The organism is Oxalobacteraceae bacterium OTU3CINTB1 (genome assembly GCA_024123955.1).
In the GTDB taxonomy this organism is placed as follows: domain Bacteria; phylum Pseudomonadota; class Gammaproteobacteria; order Burkholderiales; family Burkholderiaceae_D; genus Rugamonas.
This window is the reverse complement of sequence record CP099652.1, coordinates 2470305-2487991: the sequence shown is the minus strand read 5'-3', so window position 1 is coordinate 2487991 and position 17687 is coordinate 2470305. Positions and strand designations below refer to the sequence as shown.

At 62.3% G+C, this 17687-nt stretch carries 19 protein-coding genes and 1 tRNA gene; all 20 read right to left on the bottom strand.

From position 1 onward, the window contains the following. Nucleotides 1-41: 41 nt before the first annotated feature. Entirely contained in the window at nt 42-350 is a 309-nt protein-coding gene (gene nuoK, locus NHH73_10850; protein USX28744.1) for an NADH-quinone oxidoreductase subunit NuoK, read from the bottom strand. Beyond that, nucleotides 347-991, bottom strand: a complete 645-nt coding sequence (locus tag NHH73_10845; protein USX28743.1) for an NADH-quinone oxidoreductase subunit J — start codon at nt 989-991, stop codon at nt 347-349. The genes nuoK and NHH73_10845 overlap by 4 nt, the downstream gene beginning before the upstream one ends. An 82-nt stretch (nt 992-1073) precedes the next feature. Beyond that, nucleotides 1074-1562, bottom strand: a complete 489-nt coding sequence (gene nuoI, locus NHH73_10840) for an NADH-quinone oxidoreductase subunit NuoI (GenBank protein USX28742.1) — start codon at nt 1560-1562, stop codon at nt 1074-1076. Nucleotides 1563-1574: 12 nt separating this feature from the next. Continuing rightward, a complete protein-coding gene (nuoH, locus tag NHH73_10835; protein ID USX28741.1) occupies nt 1575-2660 on the bottom strand; it encodes an NADH-quinone oxidoreductase subunit NuoH in 1086 nt (361 codons plus the stop codon). Beyond that, nucleotides 2660-4984 carry an NADH-quinone oxidoreductase subunit NuoG gene (nuoG, locus tag NHH73_10830; GenBank protein USX28740.1) on the bottom strand — a complete coding sequence of 775 codons (2325 nt, stop codon included), beginning with the start codon at nt 4982-4984 and terminating at the stop codon, nt 2660-2662. The genes nuoH and nuoG overlap by 1 nt, the downstream gene beginning before the upstream one ends. A gap of 22 nt (nt 4985-5006) precedes the next feature. Next, nucleotides 5007-6302 carry an NADH-quinone oxidoreductase subunit NuoF gene (gene nuoF / locus NHH73_10825; protein ID USX28739.1) on the bottom strand — a complete coding sequence of 432 codons (1296 nt, stop codon included), beginning with the start codon at nt 6300-6302 and terminating at the stop codon, nt 5007-5009. After that, nucleotides 6299-6790 carry an NADH-quinone oxidoreductase subunit NuoE gene (nuoE, locus tag NHH73_10820; protein USX28738.1) on the bottom strand — a complete coding sequence of 164 codons (492 nt, stop codon included), beginning with the start codon at nt 6788-6790 and terminating at the stop codon, nt 6299-6301. The genes nuoF and nuoE overlap by 4 nt, the downstream gene beginning before the upstream one ends. A gap of 11 nt (nt 6791-6801) precedes the next feature. Further along, nucleotides 6802-8055 (bottom strand): NADH-quinone oxidoreductase subunit D, encoded by a 1254-nt coding sequence (locus tag NHH73_10815; GenBank protein USX28737.1) that lies wholly within the window; start codon nt 8053-8055, stop codon nt 6802-6804. Nucleotides 8056-8058: 3 nt separating this feature from the next. After that, complete coding sequence (locus NHH73_10810) at nt 8059-8649, bottom strand: NADH-quinone oxidoreductase subunit C (protein USX28736.1); 591 nt, start codon at nt 8647-8649, stop codon at nt 8059-8061. A gap of 18 nt (nt 8650-8667) precedes the next feature. Continuing rightward, entirely contained in the window at nt 8668-9144 is a 477-nt protein-coding gene (locus NHH73_10805) for an NADH-quinone oxidoreductase subunit B (GenBank protein ID USX28735.1), read from the bottom strand. A gap of 3 nt (nt 9145-9147) precedes the next feature. Then, the gene (locus NHH73_10800; protein ID USX28734.1) at nt 9148-9507 is read right to left on the bottom strand and encodes an NADH-quinone oxidoreductase subunit A; all 360 of its coding nucleotides are present in this window, start codon (nt 9505-9507) and stop codon (nt 9148-9150) included. Nucleotides 9508-9681: 174 nt separating this feature from the next. Then, nucleotides 9682-9766 (bottom strand) — tRNA-Leu (locus NHH73_10795). A gap of 216 nt (nt 9767-9982) precedes the next feature. After that, on the bottom strand, nt 9983-10396 hold the full coding sequence (gene secG / locus NHH73_10790; GenBank protein USX28733.1) for a preprotein translocase subunit SecG: 414 nt from the start codon (nt 10394-10396) through the stop codon (nt 9983-9985). Between the two features lie 155 nt (nt 10397-10551). Next, nucleotides 10552-11307 carry a triose-phosphate isomerase gene (gene tpiA / locus NHH73_10785; protein ID USX28732.1) on the bottom strand — a complete coding sequence of 252 codons (756 nt, stop codon included), beginning with the start codon at nt 11305-11307 and terminating at the stop codon, nt 10552-10554. Between the two features lie 108 nt (nt 11308-11415). Next, nucleotides 11416-12396 carry an NAD(P)H-quinone oxidoreductase gene (locus tag NHH73_10780; protein USX28731.1) on the bottom strand — a complete coding sequence of 327 codons (981 nt, stop codon included), beginning with the start codon at nt 12394-12396 and terminating at the stop codon, nt 11416-11418. A 63-nt stretch (nt 12397-12459) separates the two neighbouring features. Beyond that, entirely contained in the window at nt 12460-13068 is a 609-nt protein-coding gene (locus NHH73_10775; protein USX28730.1) for a sel1 repeat family protein, read from the bottom strand. Nucleotides 13069-13099: 31 nt separating this feature from the next. After that, nucleotides 13100-13867, bottom strand: a complete 768-nt coding sequence (locus tag NHH73_10770; protein USX28729.1) for a DUF2807 domain-containing protein — start codon at nt 13865-13867, stop codon at nt 13100-13102. A gap of 201 nt (nt 13868-14068) precedes the next feature. Continuing rightward, nucleotides 14069-15532, bottom strand: a complete 1464-nt coding sequence (locus NHH73_10765) for an ATP-binding protein (GenBank protein ID USX28728.1) — start codon at nt 15530-15532, stop codon at nt 14069-14071. Then, nucleotides 15525-16232, bottom strand: a complete 708-nt coding sequence (locus tag NHH73_10760; GenBank protein ID USX28727.1) for a response regulator transcription factor — start codon at nt 16230-16232, stop codon at nt 15525-15527. The genes NHH73_10765 and NHH73_10760 overlap by 8 nt, the downstream gene beginning before the upstream one ends. Continuing rightward, nucleotides 16225-17610 (bottom strand): ABC transporter substrate-binding protein, encoded by a 1386-nt coding sequence (locus NHH73_10755; protein USX28726.1) that lies wholly within the window; start codon nt 17608-17610, stop codon nt 16225-16227. Before NHH73_10755 ends, NHH73_10760 begins: the two co-directional genes overlap by 8 nt. Nucleotides 17611-17687: the final 77 nt, after the last annotated feature.

Below are 17687 nucleotides of genomic sequence, written 5' to 3'. Positions count from 1 at the left end.
CTTAATCGTTATTTTTCGAGATTAGAACTAAAGCCGCGGGATTAACCCTTAAGGCTATCCAGGTCTTCCACATTGATGGTGTCCAGATTACGGAACATCACCACCAGAATCGCGAGGCCGATTGCCGATTCGGCAGCCGCCACGGTCAGGATGAAGAAAACGAAGATCTGCCCGGCCGCGTCGCCCAGATAGTGGGAGAACGCGATGAAGTTCATGTTCACCGCCAGCAGCATCAATTCGATGGCCATCAGCAGAATAATGATGTTCTTGCGATTCAAGAAAATACCCACGATCGAGATCGCGAACAGGATCGCGCCAAGAACGAGGTAGTGAGCAAGCGATAAAGTCATGGGGTCTCCTTTGCTTCGGCCGAACCGGCGGCTGGCGCCACGTCCACGCGTGGACGCACCGCGTCGATCTTGACGATCTTCAGACGGTCGTTGCGCTTGACGCGGACAGCGTCTGCCGGGTCGAAATGTTTGGTGTCCTTACGCTTGCGCAGCGTCAGCGCCACTGCCGCGACAATCGCGACCAGCAGGATCGCCGCTGCGATTTCAAAGCCGTAGACATATTTGGTGAAGATCAGGATACCGAGTTCCTTGGTGCCGCCGATGTTGCCGGCGCTGACGGCCTGCTGGTCGAACGACAGGAAGGAGCGCCACAGCACGGCGGCCATTTCCAGCACGATGATGACGCCGACGAACGACGCGATCGGCAGGTAGCCCCAGAAGTTTTCGCGCATCTTGTCGGTGTCGATGTCGAGCATCATGACCACGAACAGGAACAGCACCATGACGGCGCCGACATAGACCAGCACCAGCACGATGGCCAGGAACTCGGCTTCGAGCAGCATCCAGATACCGGCGGCCGAGAAGAACGCCAGCACCAGGAACAGCGCTGCGTGCACCGGATTGCGGGCCGTGATAACGCGCGTCGCAGCCAATACCATGATGGCTGAGAAGGCGTAGAACAAAGCAGTTTTAAATTCCATAACTAACCCAAGAGACGTACAGTTTTATTATCGGCACCACTGTGCGGCGGACCGGCAAACTTCACCATTGGCCCGCCTGTCGTCAGCGGTAAGGAGCGTCGGCTGCGCGGGCTTCGGCGATCTGGTTTTCATAGCGATCGCCAACGGCCAGCAGCATCTCTTTGGTGTAGTACAAATCACCGCGCTTCTCGCCGTGGTACTCCAGCACGTGCGTCTCGACGATCGAATCGACCGGGCAGGACTCTTCGCAGAAACCGCAGAAGATGCACTTGGTCAGATCGATGTCGTAACGCGTGGTGCGGCGCGAACCGTCGTCACGCTGTTCCGATTCGATGGTGATGGCCATCGCCGGGCACACCGCTTCGCACAGTTTGCAGGCGATGCAGCGTTCTTCGCCGTTTGGGTAGCGGCGCAGCGCGTGCAGGCCGCGGAAGCGCGGCGACATCGGCGTCTTCTCTTCCGGGTACTGCACGGTGATTTTGCGCGAGAACATGTACTTGCCCGTCAGCGCCATCCCTTTTATCAATTCGGCCAGCATGAAGCTGCCGAAGAAGTCTTTTAATCGTTCCATTTTCTCTTGTCCTTACTTCCAGATATTCCAGGATGTCTGCATCCAGCCGGCCACGAACACCAGGTACACCAGCGTCAGAGGAATGAACACTTTCCAGCCCAGACGCATGATCTGGTCGTAGCGGTAGCGTGGGAAGGTACCGCGCACCCAGATGAAGACCGACACCAGGAAGAACGCCTTGGCGAACAGCCAGAAGAAGCCGCCGAAACCGCCCCAGAATTCGAGGAAGGCAAACGGTGCGGACCAGCCGCCCAGGAACATGATCGAACCGACGGTCGCGATCAGGATCATGTTGGCGTATTCGGCCAGCATGAACATGGCGTAGGCCATGCCCGAATACTCGACCATGTGGCCGGCGACGATTTCCGACTCACCCTCGACCACGTCGAACGGATGGCGGTTCGCTTCGGCCAGGCCGGAGGTCAGGTAGACGACGAACAGCGGCAGCAACGGCAGCCAGTTCCACGACAGGATGTTCAGACCGTGGTCGGCCATCATGCCGCGCTGCTGCATGGCGACGATGTCGCCGAAGTTCAGCGAACCCGAAACCATCAGGATCACGACGAATACGAAGCCCATCGGGATTTCGTAGGAAATCATCTGCGCCGAGGCGCGCATCGCGCCCATGAACGAGTACTTCGAGTTCGACGCCCAGCCGGCGATGATGATGCCGTAGACTTCCATCGAGGTGATCGCCATCAGCAGCAGCAAGGCGGCGTTGACGTTGGCCAGCACCGCTTCCGGACCGAATGGCACCACCGACCATGCGGCCAGCGCCGGCATGATGGTCATGATCGGACCGATGACGAACAGGCCTGGGTTGGCCTTCGCCGGCATGATGATTTCTTTGAACAGCAGCTTGAGCGCATCGGCGATCGGCTGCAGCAGCCCCATGGGACCGACGCGGTTCGGACCGACGCGGATTTGAATCCAGCCGATGAACTTACGTTCCCACAAGGTCAGGTAGGCGACAAGGCCCATCAGCGGCAGCAGCACCAGGACGATTTTGATCATCGTCCAGACGATCGGCCATACCGGCGCGATCGGGCTGGTGGCGCCCAGGTCATACAATGTAGTGACGAATTCAGGCAGAGCCATTATTTACCCTCCCCTGCTTTTTCAACGGTGATAGGACCGAACATGCCACCCAGTGCGGCGGTCGATGGATGGGCCGCTGCGACGCGCACGGCGTTCGCTGGCAGGCTTGCATCGACGGCGGCCACCAAAATGGCGCTGCCCGAACCTTGCGTGACCTTGACGGTGTCGCCGGCGGCGACGCCCAGCTGCTGCGCCAGAACGGTCGAGAGGTGCGCTTTAGGCGCAGCCGAATCGGCCATCTTCTGCAGCGACTCGGCGCGGCGCACAACGGCGTCGGCGAAGTAGATCGGCACGTCGGCGATACGCTCGGTACCGGTGGTCTCGATCGAACCGGCAAAGTTGGACGCCACGACGGTTTGCTTGCTCGTGTTGTTCAAGCGGGCGGCAAAATCGGCAGTCACCACTTCGTCGCGGATCGCTTCCGAGGTGTCGTAGTCGAAACCGGCCAGGCCGAGGATGTTACCCAGCACGCGCAGCACTTTCCACGCAGGGCGGGTTTCCAGCAGCGGCTTGACGGTGCCGTTGAAGCTTTGCGGACGGCCTTCGCAGTTGACGAAGGTGCCCGAGGTTTCGCTGAATGGCGACACCGGCAGCAGCACGTCGGCGTAGTCCATGCCATGCTTGTAGGCGGACATGACGACGACCATCTCGGCTTTTTTCAGCGCGGCGACAGCGGCTTGCGGGTTGTAGGCGTCCAGTTCCGGCTCGACGTTCAGCAGGATGTAAGCTTGCTTAGGTTCGGTGAAGGCAGGAGCCGTGGCGCCGTTGGCGTTGACCAGGTAGGCGCCGACGGTGTTGGCGGCTTCGGTCAGGTAGCCCAGTTTGGCGCCGGTTTGTTCGGCGATCCATTGCGCGGCGGCGTGCAGCGCGGCGGCTTGCGGGTGCTGCGTTGCCGCGTTACCCAGGAAGACGCCTTTGTTTTCACCGGAGACAAGCGACGCGGCGATCGCGGTCGCGGCGTCCGACGCCTCTATGCCTTCGAAGCCGGCAGGCGCCGACACTTCCTTGGCCTTGGCGACAGCCACCACCACTTGCGACAGCGCCGACAGCCACTCCGACGGCGCGGCGATCATCTTGTTCGCCACTTTCATCAACAGGTCGTCGTCGGTCGCGTTCAGGATCGACAGCTTGGCGCCGTTCTTGACGGACGAACGCAGGCGGGTCGCCAGCAGCGGGTGATCCTTGCGCAGGAAGGAGCCGATCACGAAAGCGCGGTTCAAGGCGCCGAATTCGGTGATGCTCATGCCAAGCCAAGGGGTCACGTCGCCCAGCGAGAAATCGCTGTGGCGCAGACGCGTGTCGACGCTGTCCGAGCCCATGGCGCGGGTCAGCTTTTGCAGCAGGTGCAGTTCTTCCAGGGTCGAATGCGGCGTCGCCAGCGAAGCCAGCGCCTTGTCACCGTGTTCGTGCTTGATGTTTTTCAGGCCGTGCGCCACGTATTCCAGCGCGGTCTGCCAGCTCACTTCTTTCCATTCGCCGCCCTGCTTCAGCATCGGCTGGGTCAGACGGTCATCGGTGTTCAAGCCTTCGTAGGCGAAACGGTCCTTGTCCGAGATCCAGCACTCGTTGACAGCGTCGTTTTCCAGCGGCAGCACGCGCATGACCTTGCCGTTCTTGACCTGAACGATCAGGTTAGAACCCAGGCCGTCGTGCATCGACACCGATTTGCGGCGCGACAGTTCCCACGAACGGGCGCTGTAGCGGAACGGCTTCGACGTCAGCGCGCCAACCGGGCACAGGTCGATCATGTTGCCCGACATTTCCGAGTTGACGGTCTGGCCGACGAAGGCGGTGATTTCCGAGTGTTCGCCACGGCCGATCATGCCCAGCTCCATGACGCCGGCCACTTCCTGGCCGAAACGCACGCAGCGGGTGCACTGGATGCAGCGCGCCATCTCTTGCATCGACACCAGCGGACCGGCATCCTTCGGCACGACGACGCGCTTGTCTTCTTCGTAGCGCGAATCGCCCTTGCCGTAGCCGACAGCCAAATCCTGCAGCTGGCATTCGCCGCCCTGATCGCAGATCGGGCAGTCGAGCGGGTGGTTAATCAGCAGGAATTCCATCACGGACTTCTGTGCCTGCACGGCCTTGTCCGACGCGGAGCGCACGATCATGCCGGCCGAGACCGGCGTAGCGCATGCTGGCAAAGGCTTAGGCGCCTTCTCCACTTCGACGAGACACATGCGGCAGTTCGCGGCGATCGACAATTTCTTGTGATAGCAGAAGTGCGGAATGTAGGTTCCCAATTTGTTGGCGGCGTCCATCACCATGCTACCAGCAGGGACTTCGACTTTTTTGCCGTCTATTTCGATTTCAACCATGGTGATCGTTACCTGACGCAGCTTAGATGTAAGCGGGCACTAAGCAATGCTTGTGCTCGACGTGATATTCAAATTCTTCGCGGAATTGCTTGATGAACGCGCGCATCGGCATGGCCGCCGCGTCGCCCAGCGCGCAAATGGTGCGGCCCTGGATGTTGTCGCAGATCGAGTTCAGCACGTCCAGGTCCGACGGACGGCCCTGGCCGTTTTCGATGCGGTGGATCATGCGGTACATCCAGCCGGTGCCTTCGCGGCAAGGGGTACACTGGCCGCACGACTCTTCAAAGTAGAAGTACGCCAGGCGTTCCATCGCCTTGACCATGCAACGGGTCTCGTCCATGACGATGACGGCGCCCGAACCGAGCATCGAACCAGCCTTGGCGATCGAGTCGTAGTCCAGGTCGGTGTTCATCATCAGTTCGCCACGAATCACCGGCGCGGACGAGCCGCCAGGGATGACGGCCTTGATCTTTTTGCCGCCGCGCATGCCGCCTGCCAGTTCCAGCAGTTTGGCGAACGGCGTGCCCAGCGGGACTTCGTAGTTGCCCGGCAATTCAACGTCGCCCGAGATCGAAAAGATCTTCGAACCGCCGTTGTTCGGACGACCCATGCCGAGGTACTTTTCCGGGCCCATATTCAGAATGAACGGGACGGCGGCGAAGGTCTCGGTGTTGTTGATGGTGGTCGGCTTGCCGTACAGGCCGAACGAAGCCGGGAAAGGCGGCTTGAAGCGCGGCTGGCCCTTCTTGCCTTCCAGCGACTCCAGCAGCGCGGTTTCTTCGCCGCAGATGTAGGCGCCGTAACCGTGGTGCGCGTGCAGCTGGAAGCTGAACTCGCTGCCCATGATCTTGTCACCCAGGAAGCCGGCGGCGCGCGCCTCTTCCAGCGCGTCCTCGAACTGCGTGTAGACCTCGAAGATCTCGCCGTGGATGTAGTTGTAGCCCACCGTGATGCCCATGGCGTAGGCGCCGATGGCCATGCCCTCGATCAATGCATGCGGGTTGTAACGCATGATGTCGCGGTCCTTGAACGTGCCAGGCTCGCCTTCATCCGAGTTACAGACCAGGTATTTTTGGCCCGGGAACTGGCGTGGCATGAAGCTCCACTTCAAGCCGGTAGGGAAACCCGCGCCGCCACGGCCGCGCAACGACGACGCTTTGAGGTCGGCGATGATTTGTTCCGGGGTGATTTTCTCTTCGAGGATCTTGCGCAGGGCGCTGTAGCCGCCGCGCTTGACGTAATCTTCCAGGTGCCAGTTTTTGCCGTCCAGGCCGGCCAGAATGACAGGGTCGATGTGACGATTGTGGAGTGACGTCATTTCGTAGTGTTCCCGCTTAGTTCCTCGACGAGACCGTCGATTTTGTCGTTCGACATGAAGCTGCACATGCGATGGTTATTCACCAGCATCACCGGTGCGTCGCCGCAGGCGCCCATGCACTCGCCTTCCATCAACGTGAACTTGCCGTCGGCGGTGGTGTCGCGGTAGTCGATGCCCAGCTTTTGCTTCAGGTGGTGCGCGGCGCGCTCCCCGCCCGACAGCGCGCATGGCAGGTTGGTGCACACGGTGATCTTGTGCGTGCCGACCGGCTTGAGGTTGTACATATTGTAGAAAGTCGCCACTTCCTGCACGGCGATCGCCGGCATCTGGATGTAGTCGGCCAGTTCCTGCATGGTTTCGGGCGAGATCCAGCCCAGTTCAACCTGGGCGTGGGCCAGCGCGGCCATCACGGCCGACTGGCGCTGGTCGGCCGGGTACTTGGCCAACTCGCGATCGATTTTTTTTAAGCACTGCTCTGATAACAACATACTTTTACCTTTTAGCGGTCAATACTGCCGAACACGATGTCTTGCGTACCGATGATGGTCACGGCGTCGGCAATCATGTGTCCACGCGCCATTTCGTCGAGCGCCTGCAGGTGGGCGTAATCGGGAGCGCGCAGCTTCATACGGTATGGCTTGTTGGCGCCGTCCGACAGCAGATAGATGCCGAACTCGCCCTTCGGATGCTCCACCGCGCTGTACGCTTCGCCCGGCGGCACGTGGAAGCCCTCGGTGAACAGCTTGAAGTGGTGAATCAGCGATTCCATGTTGGTCTTCATGTCGACGCGGCCCGGAGGCGCGACTTTATGATTGCTGGTGATGACCGGACCTGGATTGTTGCGCAGCCATTCTACGCACTGTTTGATGATCTTGTTCGACTGGCGCAATTCCTCGACGCGGACCAGGTAGCGGTCGTAGCAGTCGCCGTTGGTGCCGATCGGAATATCGAAGTCCATCAGGTCGTACACTTCGTACGGCTGGTGCTTGCGCAGATCCCACTGGATGCCCGAACCGCGCAGCATGGCGCCGGTGAAGCCCATCGCCAGCGCGTCTTCCGGCGCGACCACGCCGATGCCGACGGTCCGCTGTTTCCAGATACGGTTATCGGTCAGCAGCGTTTCGTATTCGTCGACATAGGTCGGGAAACGGCGCGTGAAGTCTTCGATGAAGTCCAGCAGCGAGCCCTGGCGGTTCTCGTTCAGGTTGGCGATGGCCTTGTCCGAACGGATGATCGACGGCTTGTGCTGCGGCATCGAGTCCGGCAGGTCGCGATACACGCCGCCCGGACGGTAGTAGGCCGCGTGCATGCGCGCGCCCGACACCGCTTCGTAGCAGTCGAACAGATCTTCGCGGTCGCGGAACGCGTACAGGAACGGACCCATCGCGCCGACGTCGAGCGCGTGCGCGCCCAGCCACATCAGGTGGTTCAGGATGCGGGTGATCTCGTCGAACATCACGCGGATATATTGCGCGCGCAGCGGCACTTCCAGGCCCAGCAGCTTCTCGATGGCCATCACGTAGGCGTGCTCGTTGCACATCATCGAGACGTAGTCCAGACGGTCCATGTACGGCACCGACTGCAGGTAGGTCTTCTGCTCCGCCAGCTTCTCGGTGCCACGGTGCAGCAGGCCGATGTGCGGGTCGGCGCGCTGGATCACTTCGCCGTCCAGCTCCAGCACCAGGCGCAGCACGCCGTGCGCGGCCGGGTGTTGCGGACCGAAGTTCAGGGTGTAGTTCTTAATTTCAGCCATTTTTTACTTCCCGTAATTTTCTTCGCGGATCACGCGCGGCACGTTTTCACGCGGCTCGATGGTGACCGGCTGATAGATCACGCGCTTCTGCTCGGGGTCGTAGCGCATTTCGACATAGCCCGACACCGGGAAGTCCTTGCGGAACGGATGGCCGATGAAGCCGTAGTCGGTGAGGATGCGGCGCAAGTCGTTGTGGCCTTCGAACAGAATGCCGAACATGTCGAACGCTTCGCGCTCGTACCAGTTGACGGCGCGCCACAGCGGCACCAGCGACGGCAGCAGCGGCATTTCGTCGTCCGAGCAGAACGCGCGCACGCGCACGCGCCAGTTGTGCTGGATCGACAGCAGGTGCACGACGACCGCGAAACGCAGGCCGTCCCAGGCGCCGTCGCCGTAGTTCAGGTAGTCAACGCCGGCCAGGTCGATCAGTTGTTCGAAGCCGAGCGACTTGTCGTCGCGCAGCGTTTGCATCACGCCGTAGTAGTCGGCGGACTTGACGGTCAAGGTGACCTCACCCAGCGCGACGGCGATACTAACGCGATCGCCCAGGGCAGTGCCGAGGGCGGTTTGCAGTTGTTCTAATTGTGTAGTCATCTTCTGAAGCGGCCTCGTTTAGCGTGCGATCGTGTTGGTGCGCTTGATCTTGTTTTGCAGCTGCATGATGCCGTACAGCAGAGCCTCGGCCGTTGGCGGACAGCCCGGCACGTAGACATCCACCGGCACGATGCGGTCGCAACCGCGCACCACGGAGTACGAGTAGTGGTAGTAGCCGCCGCCGTTGGCGCACGAGCCCATCGAGATGACCCAGCGCGGTTCCGGCATCTGGTCGTAGACCTTGCGCAGCGCCGGCGCCATCTTGTTGCACAGCGTGCCGGCCACGATCATCACGTCGGACTGACGTGGCGAGGGACGGAACACCACGCCGAAGCGGTCCATGTCGTAACGGGCAGCGCCCACGTGCATCATTTCGACCGCGCAGCAAGCCAGACCGAACGTCATCGGGAACATCGAACCCGTACGCGCCCAGTTGATCAGCTTGTCGGCCGAGGTGGTGATGAAACCTTCGTTTAATACGCCTTCAATAGCCATGGCTTATTCCCAATCAAGGGCACCTTTCTTCCAGATATACCAAAAACCGACGACGAATTCAGCGATGAAACTCATCATCACCAGGAACCCGTTCCAGCCCAGTTCGCGCACGGAGACGCCCCATGGGAAGAAGAATGCCGTTTCCAGATCGAACAAAATAAAGAGGATAGCGACGAGGTAGTAACGCACGTCGAATTTCATGCGCGCGTCTTCGAACGCTTCGAAGCCGCATTCATACGGGGAGAGTTTTGCCGCGTCAGGCTTGTTCGGACCGAGTACATGGCCCAACACCTGGGGAAGGATCCCTACGCCGAGACCGACGAGGATAAACAACAGAACGGGGAGATAATTTTCGAGGTTCACGATTGATGAGCTTAAATTGAACGATCGGTTAGGGACTGCGAGGACTTGCGGTGTTCTGCGGTGCTCTCTTAACGTTCGCCCCAATCGTACAACTTAGACCAGGATCGAACGACACATCCTCGTAAAAAAGCCAGCTCAGGTACACACTATCCCTTGCTGGCCTCTATATATTTCTGGTGCCGACGACGAGACTCGAACTCGTACAGCTTTCGCCACTACCCCCTCAAGATAGCGTGTCTACCAATTTCACCACGTCGGCATAAGGCCGCTATTCTACTTTGTTTTCACGCTGTTGTTAATGCGTATTGCGGTAAAACAAGGAGAAAAACGATAAATCTTTACTTCTTTGATCACCCGATTGATTTTCCGGCCGGGGCAACCGGAGTCACTTCTAAAACTAACGTAACTTCTGCCAAAACAATTGGCAGAAGTCGCGCGGCCGATGGTGCGCCGCGCCATTCCAACCATAATTATATTACTTCGGGATCGATCCTGCAGGACCTGCCGGCGCCGGAGCGGCTGGAGCAGGTACGGCCGGAGCTGGCGCGGCTGCCGGTGCGGTCGGGATCGCCGCCGCGCCGGTTGCCGGCGCCGGGGCTGGCGCCGCTGGCAGCGCCTTGTCCATCACACCGCCGCTGACCGTGCTGTGGCTCTGGGTCGAGATATAGGCGAGCGCCAAGGTGGCGCTGAAGAAGATCGCCGCGGCGATGCCGGTCGCCTTCGACATGAAGTTCGACGAACCGGTCGCGCCGAACAAGCTGCCCGAAGCGCCCGAACCAAAGGCCGCGCCCATGTCGGCGCCTTTGCCGTGCTGCAGCAAGACCAGGCCGATAATGGCGATGGCCGAAACGACTTGCACGATGACTACCAGGTTGAAGAAGCTGCTCATGTTATTCCATTCAAAGATTAAATAGTTTTGTATCGTTTTGTTTCGCGCCTGCTTCTTAGCCATCAACATAAAGCTAGCAACAGGCTTTTTTTACCATCGCGTGATTACCACCCGATTACCAGTGCGGCAGTTACGCAACACTTGGGCCGCGACTTTTAGACCGCGTGGACGATTCCAAGGAAATCCACCGCCTTCAGCGCGGCGCCGCCAATCAGGCCGCCGTCGATATCGGGCTGCGCCATCAATTCTTTCGCGTTTTCCGGCTTCATGCTGCCGCCGTACAGAATCTGCACGGTGGCCGCCGCCTCGGCGTTCTTTTGTTCCAGGCGCGCGCGCAGGAAGCGGTGGGCGTCTTGAGCGATTTGCGGCGTGGCCGTCTTGCCGGTGCCGATCGCCCAGACCGGCTCATATGCCAGCACGACCTTGGTCAGCTCGCCCGCCGGGATCACGTCGAGCGCCGCCTGCAGTTGGCCGCAGATGACCGACTCGGTGGTGCCCGCTTCGCGCTGCTCCAGCGTCTCGCCGAAGCAAATGACCGGGGTCAGGCCGGCCGCCAGCGCCGCGAGGGCCTTCTGCGCCACCAGTTCACTGCTTTCGTTGTGGTAGGCGCGACGCTCGGAATGACCGCACAGCACGTAGGTGGAAGCGAAATCGACCAGCATGCCGGCCGCCACCTCACCCGTATAGGCGCCGCTGGCGTGGACCGACAGGTCTTGTCCGCCCCAGGCGACCGGGGTGCCTTGCAACTCGGCCTGGCACTGGGCCAGGTAAGGGGCCGGCACGCAGACCGCGCAATCGGCGCGCGGGACGCCATCGTCCTTGAGGCCGGCCACGACGCCGGACAACAATGCCGTGTTGGCGGCGCGATTGCCGTTCATTTTCCAATTGCCGATGACGAGTTTGCGTCGCATAGTAGCCTAAAATTCAATAACCCGCTATTTTAACGCGAGGCAGGGGGCGGGTCAAACCAGCCGGCGGCGCGGGGCCGGTGAAAATTGCAAAAACACCAAGCAGTATCATTAAATTACTTGCAACATGATCTTACCGACATGGCTGCTACTCTCCATCAGCGCATGCGCGGCGGCGGCCTGCTCCAGCGGAAACACCGTATGGATCACAGGCTTGATTTTTCCGGCCGCCATGATCGGCCACACCTTTTTCAGCAGGTTCCTGGCGATCGCGCCCTTGAACTCCACCGAGCGCGGACGCAAGGTCGAGCCGGTGATGGTGAGTCGGCGGCGCAACACCTGGCCCAGATCCACGGTCGCCTTGCCGCCGCTCAAGGTGGCGATCAGCGCGATGCGGCCATCGTCGGCCAGCGCGGCGATCTCGCGCGGCACGTAATCGCCGCCGACCATATCCAGGATCACATCGACGCCCCGGTCGTTGGTCAGCGATTTGACGATTTCAACGAAGTCCTCGGTCTTGTAATTGATGCCGCGTTCGGCGCCAAGCTTGACGCAGGCGGCGGTCTTGTCGTCGCTGCCGGCGGTGGCGAACACGCGGTGGCCCATGGCCGACGCCAGCTGGATCGCCGCCACGCCGATGCCGGAGGTGCCGCCCTGCACCAGCAGGGTCTCGCCGGCGCTCAGCTGGGCGCGGTCGAAGACATTGCTCCACACGGTGAAATAGTTCTCGGGGATGGACGCGGCCTCCAGCATGCTCCAGCCCTTGGGGATAGGCAGGCACTGGGCAACCGGCGCGACGACGTATTCGGCGTAGCCGCCGCCCTGCACCAGCGCGCAGACCTGGTCGCCGATGTCGAGGGTGGTGTAATCGAGGTCGCCGTCGACGATCTCGCCGGCCACTTCCAGGCCTGGCAGATCGGAAGCGCCCGGCGGCGGCGCGTAATTACCCATGCGCTGGAACACGTCCGGGCGATTAACCCCGGCCGCGTGGACCTTGATCAGCACCTCGCCCGCCTTCACGACAGGCATCGGGCGTTCGCACAGTTTCAGCACATCGGCCGGGCCGGGCTGGGTGATTTCAATCGCGCGCATGGGGCATCTCCGGACAAAACCGCGATTGTACGCCAGACGCCAATTCGTTGTTTGCTTTGACAACTATCCGCCGCCGGTGCGCGATTTGGTCGGCAGCGGCGTGTTAGGCTTCCAGGCGGCCGACAACGCCTGCCCTTCTTCCAGCTGCTCCTGCGTCATGTGCTTGACCACGGCCGAACGCTGCTCGGCGGCGTTGGCCGACCCCTTGGCCGCCGCCAGGTTCCATAGCATGTAGGCGATCACGTTGTCCTGCGGCATGCCCGCCATCTGGTAACGGTACATCAGCCCCATGACCTGCTGCGCGTCCGGATGCCCCTGCTCGGCCGCCTTGCGGAACCAGCCGACCGCCTGCTTGTGGTCCTGGATCACGGCGTTGCCGGTGTAGTACATGGCGCCGACCACGTATTGCGCGTCGGCCTTGCCTTGCAGCGCCGCCTTGCGGTGCCAGCTCAGCGCCTGCTTGTAGTCTTGCTTGACGCCACGGCCCATGTAGTACATCAAACCCAACAGGTGCTGGGCGTCCGCGTTGCCGGCCTTGGCCAGGGGGGCGATCTCTTTTAAGGCCGCCGCGTAGTTTTTGTTGTTGTAGGCGGTGGCGCCTTCGGCGAATCCAGCCATCGCACTCTGTTGCAGAGCAAGTGCGAGACCTATCGCTAGTATGAATTTTTTCATGTCGCGTATAAGTGGGTACGTTTATTTGGTCTTATTTCCAACTTACCTTGCCCAGGCCGTCAACGGTGACGTTGCGGTTCAGGGGCTTGCCATAGACGATGACCGATCCAAGGCCGCTCAGGTTCAATGTGGCGCTGGTCTTGGCGTGGACGGTGGCGTTGCCCAGGCCGCTGAGGTCGACGTTAACCGACTCCGCCTGGAACTGCTGCGCGTTGAGTCCGCCCAACCCGCCCAAGGTGGCCTTGAGCAATTTACTTCGCCCGCCAAGGGTGATGTAGCCGGCGCCGCGCAAGTCGAGCTCGACGCTCTCGTTCTCGCCTAGCAGCAGGTGCATCTTGCCGACGCCGCCCAGATTGGCCTTGAGAACCTTGTAGTCGACCACCGCCTTCATGTTGCCGGCGCCGTCCATTGTCAACTCCAGCTCGTCTCCGCTGAAGCCGCTGATGTCGGTGGTGCCGACGCCCTCGCAGATCACCTGGCGCAAACTTGGCAGGGTCAGCTCGGCGCGCGTACTGGACCGCCCCACTTTGACGCCACGGCCGCTGTTGCTGTCCAGGTACAAGGTGTCGCCGGTTTGCGCCGCGTTCAACTTATCCATGTCGCGCTTGTCTCCGGTGATGCGCAGCGACGGCGTGTCGCCCTGGCGCATCTTGACGTCGATCACGCCGTCGAGCTTGACGCGCACAACGCGCGCGTCGATTGTCACGACGCGCGTTTCGCTCTCCTCGGCGGCGCTGGCGCGGGCAAACAGCGAACAGAGCGCGGCAAACAGGAGGCCAAACTGGAAAAGCTTCGTCATCATTTCAATCCTCTGGTATTTTTTAAGCAAGCTGATAGTGGCGAATATAGCAACAATAGAGGCGGCCGCCAACCGCCCATGATGTGGGTGGTGACTATATCAATCGCTGGCGCGACGCCGGCCCGGATTGCGATGAACTGCACAAAACGGCGACCGGGCGTCGAAAATAGGGAATGGGCGACGGTGGGCGCCTGGCGTTGCTCAGGCCGGCAGGCGGATGGTCGCGTTCAGGCCGCCTTCCGGGTGGTTTTCCAGTATCAGCTCGCCGCCGTGCGCTTCGATGATGCTGCGGGCGATGCCCAGCCCCAGGCCCATGCCGCCGTCGTTCTGCTCGCGGCCGTGCTCGAGCCGCACATAGGGCTGGAACAGGCTGGCGAAGGCCTCCTCCGGCACGCCCGGACCGTGATCGCGCACGGCGATGGCCACCGCGCCAGGCGCGCCGCGCACGTCGATCTCGGCGCGGTCGCCGTAGAACAGCGCGTTGTCGAGCAGGTTGCCGATGGCCCGCTTGAGCGCCAGCGGCTTGGCGCGCACCGACAGCCCGCTGTCGCGATAGCCCACCTCGTGCCCGGCCAGCCGCGCGCTGCGCACCAGGCGTCCCAGCAAGGCGTCCAGCTTGACCTCGGCCGGGTTCTCGTGGATGTCGCTGTCCTTCACGCATTGCAGCGCGCCCTTGACCATCATGTCCAGTTCATCGAGGTCCTCCTCGAATTCGTTGCGCAGGGCTTCGTCGTCGAGCAGTTCGGAGCGCAGCTTGAGGCGCGTGATCGGGGTGCGCAAATCGTGCGAGATCGAGATGAACAGCCGGTCGCGGTCCTCGATGTAGCGCTGGATGCGTTCGCGCATGGCGCTGAAGGCGCGCGCGGTGTTGATGAATTCCCGGCTGCCCGTCTCCGGCAGCGGCGTCGCGCGGTCGTCCTGGCCGTTGCCGAAGGCGGCGGCGGCTTCCGACAGCGCCGCCAGCGGCCGCGTGATCCAGCGCACCACCAAAAGGCATAGCAGCAGCACGGCCGCCAGCGACAGCCCTTGCAGCGCAAGCCGGTCCCACGCCAGCGGATCGTTAGTACTTAAAAAATACGGATTGGGCATCAGCGCCGCCATGTACAGCCAGTTGCCAGGTTCGATCTCGGTCTGGATGACCAGGATGGGCGCGGGGTCCGGCTGCAGCAGCAGGACGTGCTGCACCCAGGCGTCCGGCAGGTCGCTCAGGTGAACGTCGTTTTCCGACACCACCAGTTGATCCGGCCACGCGAACGCCAGGTGGAAGGCGGGGGAATGCGGCAGATCGTTCTTGAGCGTCGCACCGACGGTGTCAATGACGCTGCGCGCCAGCGGATGCTCGGCGATTTGCGTCACCGGCACGTAGGCCCGATTGAGATTGACGAAAAAGCGCGTGCCACCCATCTCGCGCAATTGCTGGATCAGCAGCAGGCGGTAGTTGGCCGGCAGGCTGCGGAAGAACCGGATCGCGCCGGACGCGCTGTGCGCCACGTACTGCGACGCCGATTGCGCCTCCACCTGGGACTTGGCGCGCAGTTGGGTGGCCCAGATCATGCTGGCGGCCAGCTGCGTCACCAGCAGTCCCGCCACCATCACCAGGGTCAGTCGCCCCAGCAGCGATTGCGGCAGGAGCTTGTCCAACAGCGCGGGCAGGCGTCTAGGCATGCGAGACGCTGACATCGGCCGAGAACACGTAGCCGGCGCCGCGCACCGTCTTGATCAGGGCCGGCTGCTTGCCGTCGTCGTTGAGCCGCAGCCGCAGGCGGCTGATCTGGACGTCGAGCGAGCGGTCCAGCGGGCCGGCATCGCGCCCGCGCGTCTCCTCGCACAACACGCCGCGGTCGAGGATCACGCCCGGATGCTCGGCGAAGTATTTGAGCAGCTGGAAATCGAGCCCGGTCAGCACCACCGGATTGCCGTCGCGGTCGACCACCTTGCGCTCCTTCAGGTCCAGCGTAAACCCGACAAACCGGTAGTAACGCGCCGATGGCGGCTCGGCCGCGCTGCGGCGCAGGATGGCCTTGATGCGCGCCAGCAGCTCGCGCGGGCTGTATGGCTTGGCGATGTAGTCGTCGGCGCCCAGTTCCAGGCCGACGATGCGGTCCGTTTCGTCGGAGCTGGCGGTGAGCATGATGATGGCGACGTTGGAGCGCTGGCGCACCTGCTTGCACAGCGCGAAGCCGTCGGTGTCCGGCAGCATGACGTCGAGGATCACCAGCGACAGCTCGTCGCCGTGCGCGTGCAGCTCGGCCAGGAAGCTCTCGCCGTTGTGCGACAAAATCACCTCGTACTGGTTCTTCTCCAGATAGGTCTTGAGCAGCACGCGGGTTTTTTGGTCATCATCCACGATCAGTATCTTACGCACCGGGGGCTCCTTGGCTTCTGAGGTTGAACAGTCGGAACAGCGCGCCGAGACGGCGCTGCGCCTCCGCCGGCGTGGCCCTGTCGTCGAGAAAATAGCGGTGCACCTCGGCGATGATGGCGTCGCGGCTGGCCTCGTCGGAGGCCATGCGGTGCACCAGGCTCGGAGCCTGCACCGCCGTCCCCTGCGCGAAGATGGTCCACGAGGCGCGCGCGCAGCCGTCCATGCGCGCAGGGTCGGCGTCGCGCCGCACCGGGACCGCGCCTTTGAGCGCGTTGAAATCGGCCTGCACCGAAGGCGACACCAGCAGGCGCGCCATCTTCTCCTGCGACGGTATGTGGCGCTGGTCGCCGGCAAACATGGTCAGCGTGTCGACGCTGTAGAGGTGATACCTGGCCGTTCCCGGGGCGGCGGCGCAGCCGTAGTCCTCGTCCAGCGTCATGCCGCGTTCGGCCAGCTCCGGCTTGGCCCAGTCGCCCATGATCATCATGCCCGCCTCGCCGCGCGCGAAATAGCGCACCACCTCGGGCCAAGGCCGCTCTTCCATCTCGCGGCCGATCCAGCCCTTGACGATGCGCAGCCGTTCCAGCGCCTCGGCGGTGCGGCGGTCGGCGGCGGCGGCCGGGCTGCGCTTGACCAGCAGCTCGCGATAGAACTCCGGCCCGCTCTCGGCCAGCACCAGATTCTCGAACAGCGCGGCCACCTGCCACGACTCGGTGCTCTGCGCCAGCGGCGCCACCCCGGCGGCTTTGAGCTTGCGCGCGGTCGCCTCGAATTCGGCCCAGGTGCGCGGCGGCGCAAGTTTGAGCCGGGCGAACAGTGCGCGGTTGTAGTACAAGGTGTTGACGCGGTGGATGCCTAGCGGCGCCGCCACCACATGGCCGCGGTGCTGGATCAACTTTTGGACCGTTGGGAACATGAAGCCTTTCCAGTCGCCGGCGCTGGCGACGCTGTCGATGTCGAGCAGCAGTCCCAGTTGGGCCCATTCGGCGACCGAGGCGCCGATGATCTGCGTGACCTGCGGCGCGTCGCCGGCCAGCACGCGGCCCTTGAGCACCTTGCCGGCACCGATGCCGGCGCCGCCGGGAATGGCGGCGTCCTTCCACGCCAGTCCTTCGTCGGCCATGCGCGCGGCCAGCAAGTCCGCCGCCTTGCGCTCGCTGGCGGAGGTCCACCAGTGCAGCACTTGCAAGGTGTTGGCGGGGGCTTGCGCCGATGGTGGGCCCGGCGAAACCTGCGGCATCGGCGGCAAGGGACCGCAACTGGCGGCGCCGGCCATCGTCGCGAACAGGCCGAACGTGAATGCGCGGATGGCGGGTGCGCGGCGCGCGCTCGAACGAAATCGTAACCGGCCTAACCGGGGCGGGAGTACTTTTTCCATCGACGCTATCACTCATCATCCTGAAAAAACAGTGGGATGATTATAGCGGAGATGATCGCCACCGGGGACGGATCGTC